Here is a 15,425-nt window from a genome sequence, read left to right on the forward strand (position 1 = left end):
CTTTCGCCCCTCCGACACCCCCCGACCACGTGAGTTCCGGATGACCCATCCCGATTTGCCGTATTCCGGAGAACTCTACCGGAAAGCCCTCCACCTGCTGGCCCTGGTCCTGCCGGTCGGGGTCGTCCTGCTCGGCAAGCCGCTCGCCCTGTGGATCCTCCTGCCGCTCGCCCTCACGGCCCTCGCCCTGGATGTGCTCCGCGTGCGATGGGTCTGGTTGAACCGTACCATCGATACCGGATTCGGATGGATGATGCGCCGCGCGGAACGCCCCCGGGTCGGCGCGCCCGTCCGCGTGAATGGCGCGTCGTGGGTGCTGACGAGCATGGCCTTGCTCACCCTGCTGTTTCCGGTGGACGTGGCCGTCGTGAGTTTCGTGGTGTTCATGCTCGGGGATGCGGCAGCGGCGCTTGTGGGACGGGGTATTGGGCGTCTGCACTGGGGCGTCTCAGAGCGGACCATGGAGGGCACGGTGGCCTTCCTGCTCGTGGGGATGGGCTCGGCGGTCGCGCTGGCTGCCCCGTTCGTTCCGTTCGCGCCGTTTGCGTTTCCATTGTGGATGCTCGGGGTAGCCGTGGTGACGGCCGCCGTACTGGAAACCCTGCCCCTGCCCGTCAACGACAACCTGGCGGCACCGCTCGGCGCGGCGGGCGTACTTTACGGACTGCACTACTTTTTTTAGCCGATGGCCAAACTCACCGATGCCGCCTTCAAGCGGTTTGCCAGCCTGGATGCCTTCCCGCAACCTCCGGTCATCCGGATTGCGCATCCCGTCGTCCTCATGCACGGGTTCGGCCTGCTGTCCGTGCTGGTCAAGGGCGGGCACCTGCACGATGAGGCGATGTACCTCCGGCTTCGCGGCGTGACGGCCTACGCACCGAATGTATCCCCCTACCAGACCGTCCCCATCCGGGCCGAAATGTGGCGCGACCGCCTGGATCAGATCCTGGCGGAAACGGGCGCGGACAAGGTGCACCTCATTGCCCACTCCATGGGTGGCCTCGATGCGCGCTGGCTCATCAGCCAACTGGATTATGCCCGGCACGTCCTGAGTCTCACCACCATTGCCACCCCCCATCAGGGCAGCGCCCTCGCCAACATCGTGCTGGAGCGACCGGAGCGTTTGCAGGGATGGATATCCGAAGCGGCCAACTGGGCTGGAGAGCGCGTCCTGGACGGGGGGAAAGCGGATTTCCGGCGTGCCGTCCACGATCTGACGCCGGAGTACGTGCAGGAGACCTTCAATCCCGAGGTTCCGGACCATCCGGACGTGGTCTACCGGTCCTGGGCAGGACGCGCCGGAAAAGGCACCGACACCTCCATCAACCCGGTGCTGCGCCCGCTGAACCTCATGCTGTATGCCCGGGAGGGCGTGAACGACGGATTCGTATCGGTGGAATCGGCCAAATGGGGCACGTTCATGGGCGAACTGGATGCCGATCACGCCCAGCAGATCGGCATTGACCTGTTGGCCTCGTCCACGTACACGTCCACGGCATTCTTTGCCGAAATCGTGGCCGGCCTGGAAATGTAACCTGGCAGGTTACATTTGAATGTCGCCGTAGGAGACGATCTCTCCGAGCCTGTCGAACACAAACACCCGCACGAGACCCGTCCGCGCCAGGATGGTCGGGGCGAAGGAGAACACATAGACGCCCGGATCGGTCGTTTGCAGCAGGTCGTCGAGTGTACGCAGACGTCCCTCGGCATCGCGGGCCCTGAGGACCAGCCCACCCTGGACGGCATTGAATTCCAGGACCGTCACCGGCAACGTCACGAAATTCCCGGCAGCCGGATTCGGATAAGCGGGGTCGAACCGGACCTTGCCCCCGTAGACCGGCGATGTCCGCCAGTCGTCGAGGTCGTCGTTCAGTACGATCCCGTCGGCGTCGGTCCGCGCGAATCCGGATGCCGGCAGGCTCGCGTCGTCCACGAACTCCGACTGGCGTTCCTGTGTGTCGCATCCGGCCACTGCCAGGAAGAGGACGAAAATGAAAACGATTCGGGAAATCATGCGGATCCGTGGTTGACCATCCGGGTTGTCCGGGGACGGTGCGTGGACCTACCTTTACCGACGCCCGCCGTTCCCGACCGCAACCTGCTCCTGCCCCGAATTGCCACCGGACCGCCCCATACCTCCATCCGCCACCGGCGCCATCCTGGACGCGCATGGCCTGGGCGTGGACCTGGCCGGCCGCCCCATTCTCAGAGACCTGTCGTTCCGCGTAGAGCGCTGTGAGTGGCTCGGCCTGGTCGGACCCAACGGCAGCGGCAAGACCACACTGTTGCGGACGCTGGCCGGACTGCTGCCCCACACCGGCTCGGTGGACCTCATGGGCCAGGGCATCCGCGCGTGGCGACCGGCCGAGCGCGCCCGGCGCCTGGCCATGGTCCGTCAGACCCGGTCGGTGGCCTTCGACTTCCGGGTGGATGAGCTGGTGCTGCTCGGCCGGTCCCCCCACAAGGGACTGCTGGCCACCTTCGATCGGAGCGACCACGAGCGGATGTCGGCCGCGCTCCGCACGGTGGACCTCGCCGGGTTCGAGGACCGCTCCTTCGAATCCCTGTCGGGCGGCGAGCAACAGCGGGTCTTCCTGGCACAGGCCCTTGTCCAGGAGGCCGACGTACTGCTGCTGGACGAGCCGACCACGTACCTCGACGTTCATCACCAGTACGAATTCATGGTGCACGTGCGCCGCCAGGTGGATGCCGGGACCACCGTGGTCGGGGCCTTCCACGACCTGGAACTGGCCGCCCGGTTTTCCGATCGCATGGCCGTACTCGACCGGGGCCGCCTGGTGGCTCTTGGTGCCCCCGAAGCGGTCCTCACCCCGGCCCTGCTGCGCGATGTCTTCCGGATGGAGGCCGTCGTGGAACACCGGGAAGACGGGCTCCAGGTCCGGTTCACCGGTCCGGCAACACGCGCCGGGCATGCAGCGTTGCAGGTCCCATGAAAATCTACACCCGTACCGGCGACACCGGCAAAACCGGCCTCTTCGGCGGCCCCCGCGTATCCAAACACCACATCCGGATTGAAAGCTACGGCACGGTCGATGAGCTGAATTCCGTGCTCGGCATGGTCATGGCATCCGGCCGGTCCCTCGATCGGGCTTCGCTTTCGGACGATGCGCTCGGCGCCGTCCTCGCCACCCTCGATCGCGTCCAGCGCGAGCTGTTCATCATCGGCGCGGACCTGGCCACGCCATCCGATGCGCGCGCGGCAACCGTCCGCGTTACGGAGGACCACGTCCGCACCCTCGAGACGGAAATAGATGCCCTCGACGCCGATCTCGCCCCGCTGAAACGCTTCATCCTTCCGGGTGGCAGCATGATGGCCGCCCATCTGCATCTGGCCCGCACGGTCTGCCGGCGGGCCGAGCGGTTGGTGGTTGCGCTGGCCGAGCAGGAAGACATCAACGAGCACACCATCGTGTACCTGAATCGCCTCTCCGACTGGCTGTTCACGGCCACCCGCGCCGTAAACCATGCGCTCGGCGTACCGGACAACGAGTGGCTGCCCCCGGCCCCATGAAAAAACGCCTGTTCACGCTTCTTGCCGTGGCGCTGCCGTTCGTTCTGCTGGCGCTCCTTGAGGCTGGACTCAGGCTTACCGGGACGGCGGCCTACCCGCCGCTGTTCATGGACGTGGAGGGCATTCCGGGGTGGCGCGTGCAGAATCCGGACGTGGCCGCCCGCTGGTTCCGGAGTGAAACGTCCCTCCCCACAGCGCTCGGTGACGCGTTTCCGGCGTCGAAACCCGAGGGCGGCCTCCGGCTGGTGGTCCAGGGCGGCTCCAGCGCAGCCGGATACCCCTACTATTATGGCGGTGCCTTTTCCCGGATGCTGGATCAGGCCCTGGAAGATGCTCTCCCTGATCGGCACGTGGATGTCATCAACACGTCCATGGCCGCTATCAATTCGTATGCCCTGGCCGACGTGGCCCGCGAAATCGTGGATATCCAGCCGGATGCCGTGCTCATCTACGCCGGTCACAACGAGTACTACGGGGTGCTGGGGGTCGGCTCGGCGCAGGCGCTGGGCCGGAATCCGTCGTTCGTGAACCTGTACCTGTCCCTGCAACGGCTGCACACGTTCCGGCTGTTGGACCAGGGACTCTCCCGGTTGGCCGGACTGTTCCGGACTTCGGCCGGCGAGACGGCCACGCGCAGCACCCTCATGGAACGGATGGTGGGCGAACAGGTCATCCCGTACGGCTCTGAGGTCCACCGGCAGGGCATTGACCAGTTCGGGCACAACCTGTCGAAGCTGCTGGACATCTACCGGGATTCCGGCATTCCGGTGTTCATTTCCACCATTGCGTCGAACGAACGGGACCAGGCCCCGTTCGTGGATGCCGTCGCCGACCCCGACGCCTACCGCGCGGACGTCCGCCGGGCCGCGGCCGCCGGCGACACCACCGCCCTTTCGGGGCTCATTGCCCGCGAACCGCTCGGCGCATCGGCCTGGTTCGCCCGTGGACATTTGGCACTGGAAACGGGACCTGCCCCGGCTCAGGTCGATCGGTCAGCCGCCCCCTATCTCTTGGCCGCCCGCGATCGGGATGCCCTCCGTTTCCGCGCATCTTCTGAAATAAATGGCATCATCCGTGCGCTGGGCACAGAACCGGTAGGAATCCAGGGCAAAATCGGGAGGCATGTCACGGTGGTCGATGCCGAAACGGCGCTGCGGAGCGCGTCGCCCGACGGCGTCATCGGCAACCGGCACATGCTCGAGCATCTGCACCCGAACATCGACGGCACCTTCCTGGTGGCGCGTGCCTTCATGGATGCGCTGACGGCGGCCGGCCTGGCCCCCACGGTGGATACCGGCGCCTGGAAGGCGTCACTCGCCGTGACTCCGGTGGACCGGCGCTTCGGCGAACTCCGGTTGATGCAACTCATGGGCGCGTGGCCGTTCCAACCGCCCGGCGTGAATGCGTTCCGGGATACGCTGCAGGCCCGCTCCTTCTTGGATACGCTTGCGCTGGCCCTGTTCCGCCGCCAGACGGGGTGGCAGCAGGCGACCGCCACATGGCGCATGCGCCAACGACAGACGGCCGACCTGGACAGCGCCATCCGGGCCGCCCGGGCACTGACCCTGCAATACCCGTTCCTGCCCGGTCCGGCGGCGGAACTCGGTGCGCTGCATGCCACAGCCGGGCATTCGGCGGAGGCCGTCCGGTGGTACGAGCGCGCCCTGGCGCTCGAGGAAACCCCGGCGCTCCAGGTGGCCCTGGGCAGTGCGCTGGTCGACCTCCGCCGAACGACAGAGGCCGAGGCGGCCTTCAGGCGGGCGTTGGCGCTGGACGCATCGAACGAGGATGCCGTGGTCCGGTTGGTCGCGCTCATGGCCGCCACCGGGCGCGGCCGGGATGCCCTCCAGACGCTCCGCGCACACGTGGACCGGTATCCGGACCAGGTCCGTCCGCGTGTGATCCTGGAACGACTGGGCGGGACGGTGCCGCCGCCATGACGCGCGCCGCGATAGCGATGGCCGCGTGCGCGTTCGGTGCTGCGTCGGCAATCGCCCAGGACACGCCCATCCGATTTCAGGACGTCACGATGGCCGCCGGGCTGGAGCGCATTGGGGGAGCGTCCGGCGTCAGCTTCGCGGACTTCAATCGGGACGGCTGGGATGATCTCACCTTTGCGGCCGTGGATGGCCAGGTCCGGTTGTGGGCCAACCAGAAGGACGGAACGTTCCGGGACGTCACCCCAGCGGGCGGCCTGCCGGGCGGTGGAGTGCGTGCCTTCGTGATTTGGTTTGACCATGACGCCGATGCGTTTCCGGACCTGCTGGTGGGGGGCACGAGAACGGTCCTGTACCGGAATCTCGGCGGCGCCCCGGGACACGGGTCAACGTTCGAGGACATCACCGATGCCGCGGGATTGTCGATGACCGGGCCGACAGCCACCGGCGCCGTGGCCGACGTGGACGGGGACGGCTGGCTGGATGTATTCCTGACGGCTCCGCAGGCGCCCGACCGGCTGTTCATGGCCGATGGGAACGGTTCCTACCGGGAGGAGGCCCTTTCGCGCGGCGTTGTGGATGCGACCGGGTCCTTTCCCATGCAGGCCGTGTTCGTGGACGTGGACAGCGATGACCATCCGGATCTGTATGCCCTGTATGACGGCCAGCAACGGAGCCGACTGTTCCTGAACCAGGGCGGGGGCTTGTTCGTGGAATCGGCCCAGTCGCGTGGCCTTTTCGACATCGGTCCAGGCAACACGATGGGACTCTCGGTGGGCGACGTGAACGAGGACGGCATACCCGATTTCCACGTGACCCGCATTGGCCGGGCGGGCCTGTTCGTGAGCCACGCGCACATCACCGGACCCACATGGTCGGACCAGGCCGTGGCGTGGGGAGCCGACCGGAACGGGATGTCCTGGGGCACCGTGCTGGCCGATGCCGATGCGGACGGCGACCTGGACCTCGCGGTCGTGAACACGAGCGGATACGACGGGACGCCGTCCCTGTTTTTCGAGCGGACGGGACCCGTGAACTATTCCGAACAGGGCGCATCGGCCGGTTTCGCTGCGCTCTCCGAATCGTACGGGCTCGCGTGGGGGGACATCAACCGGGACGGACTGCCCGACTTCATTATTCCCGACATGAACGGGCGGCACCGGCTGCTTCTGAACGTTACCGACGCCCCGGGGCGTCGCGTGGGGGTGGTGCTGGACGGACCACCGGGGAACCGGACGGCGGTGGGTGCCCGGGTGCGCGTGGCCGCCGGCGGCCACGCATGGCTGCGATGGCAGTTGGCGGGCGACAGCTACCTGTCCCAGCAATCCCGGCGGTTGTTGTTCGGTGTCGGGGATGCCGGTCCGGAGTTCACGGTCGACGTGACCTGGCCGGACGGGGAGCGCACCACGGCCACGGGCATGTGGTCCGGGGATGATCCGTATGCGGTGGTCCGCCTGGCACACAGTAGCGTGGTCAGGGTGGACGCGATTCCCGGAACGGATGGACAGATGGATCCGGATCTGGACGTCTGGCCCAACCCGGTGCCGTCCAATGGCCGGATAAGGGTGATGCTTGCCCCATCCTCCACCAATCCCGAGTCTCTTCACCCGGCCCGAAACGTCTCCCTGTTCGATGCGTTGGGACGATTGATTTGGCAGGGCCAAGCGGGCGAAGTGGATCTTTCCCGGTTGAACCTGGCGCCGGGAGTCCACGTATTGCGTTATTCTGCGCACTTCGGCGTATCTTCAAGAATACTGGTTGTCACTTCACCACTCTGACATGCGCCTGAAACCGCTCGTGCCGGCCTCCCTGTTGGCTATCGGCATCCTGTTGTTCCTTTTCTATCAGGCCTCGAACCAGTCGCGTGCCGCGTTGGACGCCGATTTGGCCGGGTCAGCGCCCACCGCATCGGTGTCCTTTGACGAGTTCGGCCTGCCCGGACAGGGATTCTCCACCGTTGAAGACCGCATCCCCCGGAACGCCACATTTTCCGACCTCCTGACGCCGTATGGCGTTCCCTACGAGCGCATTGTGACCCTGGCCCAGGATTCCCGGTCGACGTTCGATGTCCGTCGCCTGAAATCGGCGCGCCCGTACCGGGTCTACATGAACGACTCCACGAACACCGCGCGCTACCTGGTTTACGAGCCGAATGTGACCAGCTACGTGGTGTTCGACCTGGCGGGGTCCGGTACCGTCCGCCTGGTGGACCGGCCCGTGGAGACGCGGTTGCGCACGGTGGAAGGCACCATCACCAGCTCGCTGTACGTGACGCTCATGCAGCAGGACATCCATCCGGCGGTCGCTACCCGGATGTCCGAGGTATTCGCCTGGCAGATCGATTTCTATCGCATCCAGAAAGGCGATTCCTTCCGCATCATCTTTGAAGAAGAGTACATCGGCGACGAGGCGGTTGGTGTGGGCGACATCCTCGCCGCCCGCTTCAAGCACTTCGGTTCGGACTTTTACGCGTTCCGCTACGTGAATGAGGAGGCCGACCTCGACGAACATTACGACCAGGACGGCAACAGCCTCCGGAAGGCCTTCCTGATTGCCCCGGTCGAGTATTCCCGGATTTCTTCCGGCTATTCCGGTCGGCGGTTCCACCCCGTCCAGAAGCGCTATAAGGCCCATCTCGGGACCGACTACGCCGCCGATCGCGGAACGCCCATCAAGGCCACCGGAGACGGTATTGTGACCGAGGCCACATTCGGGCAGTACAACGGCAATTACGTCAAAATCCGGCACAACAGCACCTACACCACGCAGTACCTGCACATGTCCCGGATTGCTTCCGGCATGCGCCCCGGTGTGAAGGTGAAGCAGGGACAGGTCATTGGCTATGTAGGCGCGACCGGCCTGGCCACGGGCAACCACGTCTGCTACCGCTTCTGGATGAACGGCCAGCAGGTGGACCACCGTCGCCTGGATATCCCGTCGGTCGGCCCCATTCCGGACTCGCACCGTGCATCGTTCGATGACCTCCGAAACCGGTACCGCGCCACGCTCGATGCGCCTTTCATGGACTCGGGCCTGGAGCCGAGCTACGCCATGCTGCTTGGCGATTTTTCGGGGTAGGGCCCCGAACGATCCACGATCTCCAGGAACGTTTCCAGGGCCACATTCCGGCCGGAAATGAATACGACCACGGGTTTTCCCCCGCCGCGGGTAGCAGCCACTGTGGGCATATCCCCCGCGAGGCACGCCGCTACCGCGACCGACGCCGACGCCTCGATCATCATTTGATGTTCGGCGGCCATCCAGCGCATGGCGCCCCGGATGGCGTCTTCGTCAATGAGCGCCACGTGATGGACGGCGTCCCGCAGGATTTCGAACGGCGCGGCCCCCAGTCCCCCTTCCAATCCATGTGCCAGGGTCCCCGGCCCGTCAAGCCTGGTCACCGCCGAGCCCGCCTCCAGGGACTGCGCCAGCGCGGGGGATGCCGCGGCCTGGGCGGCAACGATCTGCGATCCGGGGCGTAATTCCTGCATGGCGCGGGCGAATCCGGCGGAATGACCGCCGCCGCCCACGGGCATGACGCAGGTCAAGGTCCCGTCGGGCAATTGCGCATCCACTTCGAGCGCCACGCTGCCCCCGTTGGCGGCCATGATATCCACATGGTCATATGCGCTCAGGAACGGCAATCCCCGTTCGCGGCAGACCTCCTTGGCCCACGCCTCGGTCCGGTCGAATCCGGGCCACGGGCTGGTTTCCACCGTGGCGCCGTCCGCTTGCATCCCGGCCAATTTGGCCGGATCCACGGATGCCGGAACGAAAATGGTGGCCTCCGCGCCGAGCATCTGCGCGGCCCGTGCCAGACCCCGTCCATGATTGCCGGCCGAGCACGTAGCTATGCGCGTATGCCCCTCCAGCATCAGTCGATGCAACCCGAACAGCGCGCCCCGGATCTTGAAACTGCCGGTCAGCTGCCAGTTCTCCAGCTTAAGGTAGACCGGAGCGCCGAGCCGCTCGGACAATCCCGGAGACGCCTCCACCGGCGTCCGGCGCACCCGACCCTCCAGGAAGGCCGCGGCTTCACGAATGTGTTCCATGGTCAACATGCCGTCAGAACGCCCCCTCCGCAATCGGGTTCGGAATCGCTATCTTCAGAAGGCATCCTATCCACCGCTCGGCGCATCCGACGCACCGCCCGCCCATGTCCGGATCCTTCACCACCCTGTTCGACCACCAGTTGGCGGCCTTCGAATCCGCACCGGCGCCCACCGCCCAGGACAGACTGGACCGGCTGGGCCGTCTCCGTGCGCTCCTAATGCATCACCGGCCGGCCATCCGGAAGGCCCTCCACGCCGATTTCCGGAAGCCCCCCCAGGAAGTGGATGCCACCGAAATCGCGCCCGTCGTCATTGAAATCGACCATGCTATCCGGAATCTGCGCGACTGGATGAAGCCCCGCAGCCACCGCGCGCCGACGTTCCTGGCCGGCACCACATGGGAAACCCGGTACGAGCCCGTGGGCCCGTCGCTCATCCTGGCGCCCTGGAATTACCCGATCACGCTCACGCTCGGCCCGCTCGTCCACGCCATCGCCGCCGGGTGCCCGGTCTTCGTGAAGCCGTCCGAACATACGTCCGCGACCGCCGCTCTCATCCAGAACATGGTTTCGGACCTCCTGGGCCCGGAAGATGCCGTGGTCGTCCAGGGTGGTCCCGACGTCGCCCAGCGCCTCCTGGAACTCCCCTTCCGCCACGTCCATTTCACGGGCAGCCCCCGCGTGGGCCGGCTCGTCATGCAGGCCGCCGCAGCGCATCCGGCATCGGTCACGCTGGAACTCGGCGGCAAAACCCCGGCTGTGGTCGACGGGACCGCCGATTTGGCCCTGGCGGCATCCCGGATCGTATATGGCAAATTTGCCAACGCCGGGCAGACCTGCATAGCGCCCGATCATGTCCTGGTCCACCGGGACGTGTTCACGGACTTCCTGGGCGCCCTCGTCAACGAAATCTCGACCCGATACGGCGAAACGGCCAAAGACCGCCACGCCACGCCCGATCTGGCCCGGATCGTGACGCCGGAGCATTTCGAGCGGCAGGTCCGTCTTCTGGATGATGCGACGCGCCTCGGCGCCCGCACGGCCTTCGGAGGCGGCCACGATTCAGCCGACCGATACGTCGAGCCGACCCTGCTCGTTAACGTCCCCGATGATGCGCGGGTCATGCAGGAGGAAATCTTCGGCCCCATCCTTCCCATCGTGACGTACGCGTCATTCGAGGGCATGCTGGAGCGCATCCGCTCGGCGCAGCATCCCCTGTCGGCCTACGTGTTCTCCAAGGACGACGACCTGGCACGGGCGCTCGGCGCACGCATCCGAACGGGAGCCATCTGCCAGAACGAGACCCTGCTCCACTTCGTGAATCCGGAAGTGGGGTTCGGCGGAATCGGCACCAGCGGCATTGGCCGAAGCCACGGCCACGCCGGTTTCCAGGCCTTTTCGAACGAACAGACGCTCATGCGCCGCCGGTTCGGCGCGGGCATTGTCGAGCGGCTCTATCCGCCCTACTCCAGCCGCACCACGAAGCTCGTGGATTGGCTCATGAGGCTGAGTTGAGTCCGCGGGCTTATTTCGGGCCCATGCGGATGGCGCCATCGAGCCGGATGGTTTCGCCGTTCAGCTTCACGTTCTCAATGATGTGCTGCGCCAGGAACGCGTAGTCGGCGGGCTTGCCGAGCCGGGACGGGAACGGAATCTGCGCGGCCAGGGAGGCCTGTACATCGGGTGGCATGCCGGCGACCATGGGGGTTTCGAAGATGCCGGGGGCAATGGTCATGACGCGGATGCCGGTCCGTGACAGGTCGCGGGCGATGGGCAGGGTCATGCCAACGACGCCGCCTTTCGATGCGGAATAGGCGGCCTGGCCGATCTGTCCTTCAAAGGCAGCAACGGAGGCCGTATTGATGACAATACCGCGCTCGCCCTCTTCCGTCGGAGCGTTTTCCGCCATGGCTTCAGCAGCCAACCGGATGACGTTGAACGTGCCCACCAGGTTCACCATGATCACGCGCTGGAAGCTCTCCAGGTCGTGGACGCCTTTCGAGCCCCAGGTCTTCTTCGCCACCAGGATGCCGGCGCAATTCACGACGCCCTGCAGCCCGCCGAAACGGTCAACGGCGGTCTTGACGGCCGCCCGTACGCTTTCCTCACTCGTGACGTCCGTCCGGACGAACACGGCCCGGTCACCCAGAGCGGCCGCTTTCGCCTGTCCGGCCTCGTCGTTGACGTCAGCGAGTACCACGTTTGCGCCGAGCTCAATGAGCCGGTCCGCTGTACCGCCGCCGAGACCGCTGCTGGCGCCGGTTACCAAAAAAGTGTTTCCCTGGATCTGCATGGCATCCTTTGGTGTTGGTTGATCGAATGCATCAAAGTACGCGCACCGCTTGTCGCGGTGCTTGAATCCCGGGCGAAAATGCCGGTCTACACCGTCAAGGAAATCTACAAGACCGTTCAGGGCGAGGGGCACCACACCGGTCGCCCCGCGGTATTCCTGCGTTTTGCCGGATGCAACCTGTGGACGGGCCGGGAAGAAGACCGCGAACAGGCCATCTGTCAGTTCTGTGATACGGATTTCGTGGGCACGGACGGGCCGGGCGGCGGGAAATACCGCTCGGCGGTCGCGCTGGCAGAACGCGTGCGGGAGGAATGGGATGCGGCCCTGCCGCCGGGCGCGGACGATTGCGCCGGGCTTGCTGCGTTCCACGCACCGTTTGCGGACCGCTCAGCCACAGCCCCACCCTATGTGGTCTGCACCGGTGGCGAACCGCTCCTGCAGCTCGACGCATCGTTGGTCTCGGCCTTGCATGATGCCGGTCTGGAGGTCGGCGTGGAGACCAATGGCACGCAGCCCGCGCCACCCGGGCTGGACTGGATCTGCGTATCGCCCAAAGCCGGTGCGCCGGTCACGCTGACCCGCGGCAGCGAGCTGAAATTGGTGTACAGGCAACCCCGGGCGCTGCCCGGGTCTTTCTCCCACATGGACTTCGAGCATTTCTACCTGCAGCCCATGGACGGCCCCGACCGCGAGCAATTCACCGAGGATGCCCGAGCGTACTGCGCCGAGCATCCGCAATGGAAGCTCAGCCTGCAGACCCACAAGCTCCTGGGCGTGCCATAAGCGGCTGTTCAGCGGGGCAAACGGACAAATACCTTCCGTGCCGGTGCATGTCCCGGCGACTCGACGACCACGACATAAACGCCCGCAGCGAGTCCGGCGACATCCCATGCCAGCCGCCATTCAACGCCTGCAACCACGCTGGCCTGCCGAACCACGCCCACCCGCCGCCCGTCCACGCCGTAGACCACAGCGGTGACCGGGCCCGTCCGTTCCGATGTGTAATTGACCGTGAGTCGGTCTGACACCGGGTTCGGATACACGTTCAGGAGCGCCGGTTCGAGGGGAATTGCCGCATCGACCGCCGTATCTGCCGCGAAACTCACCTGCCAGATACGGCCGGCTCCCGCGAATTCCAGGACGTACAACCGCCCGTCCACGAGCACGGCATCAATGGGATTCAGGAATCCGGCGGCTATCCGCTCGGTGCGGATGGCCGACGCATCCGAACCGGCAACGAACGAAAGATGCAGCAAGTCTTCCCCCTCGCCTTCGAAGGGCGCCAACAAAGGGCTTTCCGTGCCGGTCCATCCGAGCGCCAACGCGTTCCCGGTGAACGGATCGGGCAACGCGTCGCCTGTATCGAAGACGAGTCCAAGCGGCGACCGGTGGGACGTGAAGGTCGCCATGGTCACCCCCGAATCGGATGCGTCGAGGATAGCGCCCGTCTCCGGGTCACGATACAGATCGGCATCCGGTCCCACGTTCACGATGGGGTCCGTGAACGTCACGCCAGCCGGCGGCGCCGGATAGTCCGGATCGTTGTAGAAGAATCCGGATTGCACAGCACCGGCTTCCGGGTTCAGCAGCACATCGGTGGACGGATTGTAGCCCGGAAACTGCATGGGTGTATCGGTGAGCGAAATCCGCCAGGGAAACCCGTAGTGCCCGCCCTCTACGATCTCATTCATTTCCTCGCTGTCGTCCCGATCGCCGGAGTTTTCCACGCCGAACAACCGGCCCTCGGCGTTGAAGGCCATGGAAAACGTATTCCGGAAACCGTCGGCGAACAGGTAACCGTTCTGGATGAGCGAGGCCTCATCGTCGGGCAACACCACATCCGTGGCGTCGATCGGAATCCGGAGGATGGCCGAGGTCAGCGGGACTTCCCTGATACCCGGAAACTGACCGTTATTCGATTGCTCCTCGCCGTGATCGGTCCGCGAACCGCTGTTCACGTACAGGAACTGGCCATTCGGCCCGACGGTCACGGCGTTCATGTTGTGGTCGTAGTTCGTGCCGCTGCGCGGATACGGCGTGGTCGTGGCCACCGTCTCCCACGTCCGGTTGCCATCCAACCCGACACGGCCGCGACGGATAACGCCCACGTTGTACCCCGCGTGGGTGTTGGCGTCGTTCCCGACCAGGAAGATGGTGCCGTCCGATGTCACCGCCATGCCCATGACCGGTGTCGGTGTGCCGTGGTCAGCCGTCGTGTTAAGCAGCGTCACGTCCATTTGGTCCGTATCCGGATGCACCGCGTGGATGTCTCCGTTAAGCGATGCGGTGAGCAGGTGCCCGGACGATGCGTCGAACGCCAACCGGACGCCAATCAGCGTATTGGACGTCGCTTCGAGTTCAACACCCGGATGCAACGCCACCGGCTGCGCCGACACCGTGGGCACCCGCGCGCACAGGCAAAGAAAAAGGAACGCGGGAACCACGAACGTGGTCATCAACTGCAGGCGTGTCATGGCATTCGGGGGACGTGTTGTCGTATCATTCGGGCATGATCAACCTACGCGCAAATGGCGGGTTTTGCTGGTCCCGTCCGGATTCAGCCGTAACGTGTGTCCGTGTGCAGGCGCCCGTCCTGTTTCTGGTGTTGATCGTGGTCGTTGCGGGCGCCCATGCGCAGGATCGGATGACGCCCGAAACCGTCTGGATCCCGGGCACGAAGGCCGCGCTGCAGCTGCAGCACATTCCCGCTGGATCGTTCACCATGGGCAGTGCCGACGACGACCCTTGGCATGAGCCTGACGAGGGGCCCGTCGTGGCCGTTACACTGTCGGCATTCTGGATGACGGCGCACGAAATCACGGTCAACCAGTTCGCGCCGTTCCGGGACGTCCGGAGGGACTCCGATTCCACGGCAGCCGACCAGCCCTTCCGTGCCGATGCCGTCGCACGGCCCAGCCCGCCCTACGAGGATCCCACCCACGGAATGGGCGTCGATGACCATCCGGCGACGGGCATGACGCAATGGGCGGCCCTCCACTATGCCAAATGGCTGTCCGACAAAACCGGGGACTTCTACCGGCTGCCGACGGAGGCCGAGTGGGAATATGCGTGCCGCGCGGGCACGGGCACCGCATTCGGCGTGGCGGCGACGCCCGATTCCCTGGACCCCTACGCCTGGCATTGGGACAACAGCGGCGAAACGACGCATCCGGTCGGCACGAAGCAGCCGAACGCGTGGGGCCTGTTCGACATGAACGGAAACGTTGCCGAATGGACGCTGGACCAGTATCAGACGGATTTTTACGGCACATTGGCCGCGTCTACGGAATCGGCCGGCGCGGAGTCGGCGGAGGCGGTGAATCCGTTCCGCGCACCCGACGCCATGCATCCGCGGACCGTCCGGGGCGGGGCCTTCGATGACGATCCCGAAGACCTCCGCTGCGCGAACCGCTCCCGGTCGAATCTGGACTGGAAACGCCGCGACCCACAGATACCCAAAAGCTCCTGGTGGAACACCGACTCCCCTTTCCTGGGATTCCGTCTTGTCCGCCCGGTCGACCCACCCAGCGCTGAAGAGCAGGCCGCCTTCTGGCGTCTGAACTTCGGCGAATAGCCATCACGGACCACTCCAGTCACTCAACCCCACTCGCC

The 15,425-nt window shown here is 65.5% G+C and carries 14 protein-coding genes; 10 read left to right on the forward strand and 4 right to left on the reverse strand.

The window, feature by feature from the left end; all coding sequences use genetic code 11:
* The first annotated feature begins 40 nt into the window (after positions 1–40).
* Positions 41–682: a phosphatidate cytidylyltransferase gene (locus RIE53_11575; GenBank protein MEQ9105321.1), complete on the forward strand. Its 642-nt coding sequence runs from the start codon at positions 41–43 to the stop codon at positions 680–682.
* 3 nt (positions 683–685) lie between these two features.
* Entirely contained in the window at positions 686–1,534 is an 849-nt protein-coding gene (locus RIE53_11580; GenBank protein ID MEQ9105322.1) for an alpha/beta fold hydrolase, read from the forward strand.
* Between the two features lie 9 nt (positions 1,535–1,543).
* On the opposite strand, the gene RIE53_11585 is transcribed toward RIE53_11580, so the two are convergent.
* Positions 1,544–2,014, reverse strand: coding sequence for a hypothetical protein (locus RIE53_11585; protein ID MEQ9105323.1), 471 nt, complete (start codon positions 2,012–2,014; stop codon positions 1,544–1,546).
* 100 nt (positions 2,015–2,114) lie between these two features.
* Between RIE53_11585 and RIE53_11590 the strand changes: the two genes are divergently transcribed.
* Genes RIE53_11590 through RIE53_11610 form a run of 5 tightly spaced genes read left to right on the forward strand, consistent with a single transcriptional unit; the run spans position 2,115 to position 8,547 of the window.
* Positions 2,115–2,954: an ABC transporter ATP-binding protein gene (locus RIE53_11590; protein ID MEQ9105324.1), complete on the forward strand. Its 840-nt coding sequence runs from the start codon at positions 2,115–2,117 to the stop codon at positions 2,952–2,954.
* Positions 2,951–3,532, forward strand: coding sequence for a cob(I)yrinic acid a,c-diamide adenosyltransferase (locus tag RIE53_11595; GenBank protein MEQ9105325.1), 582 nt, complete (start codon positions 2,951–2,953; stop codon positions 3,530–3,532). The genes RIE53_11590 and RIE53_11595 overlap by 4 nt, the downstream gene beginning before the upstream one ends.
* Positions 3,529–5,472, forward strand: coding sequence for a hypothetical protein (locus tag RIE53_11600; protein ID MEQ9105326.1), 1,944 nt, complete (start codon positions 3,529–3,531; stop codon positions 5,470–5,472). The genes RIE53_11595 and RIE53_11600 overlap by 4 nt, the downstream gene beginning before the upstream one ends.
* Entirely contained in the window at positions 5,469–7,247 is a 1,779-nt protein-coding gene (locus RIE53_11605) for an FG-GAP-like repeat-containing protein (GenBank protein MEQ9105327.1), read from the forward strand. Before RIE53_11600 ends, RIE53_11605 begins: the two co-directional genes overlap by 4 nt.
* A 1-nt stretch (position 7,248) precedes the next feature.
* The gene (locus RIE53_11610; protein ID MEQ9105328.1) at positions 7,249–8,547 is read left to right on the forward strand and encodes a peptidoglycan DD-metalloendopeptidase family protein; all 1,299 of its coding nucleotides are present in this window, start codon (positions 7,249–7,251) and stop codon (positions 8,545–8,547) included.
* On the opposite strand, the gene RIE53_11615 is transcribed toward RIE53_11610, so the two are convergent.
* A complete protein-coding gene (locus tag RIE53_11615; protein ID MEQ9105329.1) occupies positions 8,514–9,521 on the reverse strand; it encodes a pyridoxal-phosphate dependent enzyme in 1,008 nt (335 codons plus the stop codon). The two genes, RIE53_11610 and RIE53_11615, sit on opposite strands and share 34 nt — an antisense overlap.
* Positions 9,522–9,625: 104 nt before the next feature.
* Here RIE53_11615 and RIE53_11620 point away from each other — a divergent pair, with 104 nt between their 5' ends.
* Entirely contained in the window at positions 9,626–11,035 is a 1,410-nt protein-coding gene (locus RIE53_11620) for an aldehyde dehydrogenase family protein (protein ID MEQ9105330.1), read from the forward strand.
* A 10-nt stretch (positions 11,036–11,045) separates the two neighbouring features.
* Here RIE53_11620 and RIE53_11625 read toward each other — a convergent pair whose 3' ends face one another.
* Positions 11,046–11,813, reverse strand: coding sequence for a 3-hydroxyacyl-CoA dehydrogenase (locus RIE53_11625; GenBank protein MEQ9105331.1), 768 nt, complete (start codon positions 11,811–11,813; stop codon positions 11,046–11,048).
* A 78-nt stretch (positions 11,814–11,891) separates the two neighbouring features.
* On the opposite strand from RIE53_11625, the gene queE reads away from it, so the two are divergent.
* Positions 11,892–12,596, forward strand: coding sequence for a 7-carboxy-7-deazaguanine synthase (gene queE, locus RIE53_11630; GenBank protein ID MEQ9105332.1), 705 nt, complete (start codon positions 11,892–11,894; stop codon positions 12,594–12,596).
* An 8-nt stretch (positions 12,597–12,604) separates the two neighbouring features.
* Here queE and RIE53_11635 read toward each other — a convergent pair whose 3' ends face one another.
* Entirely contained in the window at positions 12,605–14,287 is a 1,683-nt protein-coding gene (locus tag RIE53_11635) for a PQQ-dependent sugar dehydrogenase (GenBank protein MEQ9105333.1), read from the reverse strand.
* Between the two features lie 35 nt (positions 14,288–14,322).
* Between RIE53_11635 and RIE53_11640 the strand changes: the two genes are divergently transcribed.
* Entirely contained in the window at positions 14,323–15,387 is a 1,065-nt protein-coding gene (locus tag RIE53_11640; GenBank protein MEQ9105334.1) for an SUMF1/EgtB/PvdO family nonheme iron enzyme, read from the forward strand.
* Positions 15,388–15,425: the final 38 nt, after the last annotated feature.

The organism is Rhodothermales bacterium (genome assembly GCA_040221055.1).
Lineage (GTDB): Bacteria > Bacteroidota > Rhodothermia > Rhodothermales > UBA10348 > 1-14-0-65-60-17.

Bases quoted from the DNA above. Each gene is read 5' to 3' on its own strand.
- RIE53_11575 (MEQ9105321.1), top strand. From the start codon at position 41: ATGACCCATCCCGATTTGCCGTATTCCGGAGAACTCTACCGGAAAGCC.
- RIE53_11580 (MEQ9105322.1), top strand. From the start codon at position 686: ATGGCCAAACTCACCGATGCCGCCTTCAAGCGGTTTGCCAGCCTGGAT.
- RIE53_11585 (MEQ9105323.1), bottom strand. From the start codon at position 2,014: ATGATTTCCCGAATCGTTTTCATTTTCGTCCTCTTCCTGGCAGTGGCC.
- RIE53_11595 (MEQ9105325.1), top strand. From the start codon at position 2,951: ATGAAAATCTACACCCGTACCGGCGACACCGGCAAAACCGGCCTCTTC.
- RIE53_11600 (MEQ9105326.1), top strand. From the start codon at position 3,529: ATGAAAAAACGCCTGTTCACGCTTCTTGCCGTGGCGCTGCCGTTCGTT.
- RIE53_11605 (MEQ9105327.1), top strand. From the start codon at position 5,469: ATGACGCGCGCCGCGATAGCGATGGCCGCGTGCGCGTTCGGTGCTGCG.
- RIE53_11610 (MEQ9105328.1), top strand. From the start codon at position 7,249: ATGCGCCTGAAACCGCTCGTGCCGGCCTCCCTGTTGGCTATCGGCATC.
- RIE53_11615 (MEQ9105329.1), bottom strand. From the start codon at position 9,521: ATGGAACACATTCGTGAAGCCGCGGCCTTCCTGGAGGGTCGGGTGCGC.
- RIE53_11620 (MEQ9105330.1), top strand. From the start codon at position 9,626: ATGTCCGGATCCTTCACCACCCTGTTCGACCACCAGTTGGCGGCCTTC.
- RIE53_11625 (MEQ9105331.1), bottom strand. From the start codon at position 11,813: ATGCAGATCCAGGGAAACACTTTTTTGGTAACCGGCGCCAGCAGCGGT.
- queE (MEQ9105332.1), top strand. From the start codon at position 11,892: ATGCCGGTCTACACCGTCAAGGAAATCTACAAGACCGTTCAGGGCGAG.
- RIE53_11635 (MEQ9105333.1), bottom strand. From the start codon at position 14,287: ATGACACGCCTGCAGTTGATGACCACGTTCGTGGTTCCCGCGTTCCTT.
- RIE53_11640 (MEQ9105334.1), top strand. From the start codon at position 14,323: ATGATCAACCTACGCGCAAATGGCGGGTTTTGCTGGTCCCGTCCGGAT.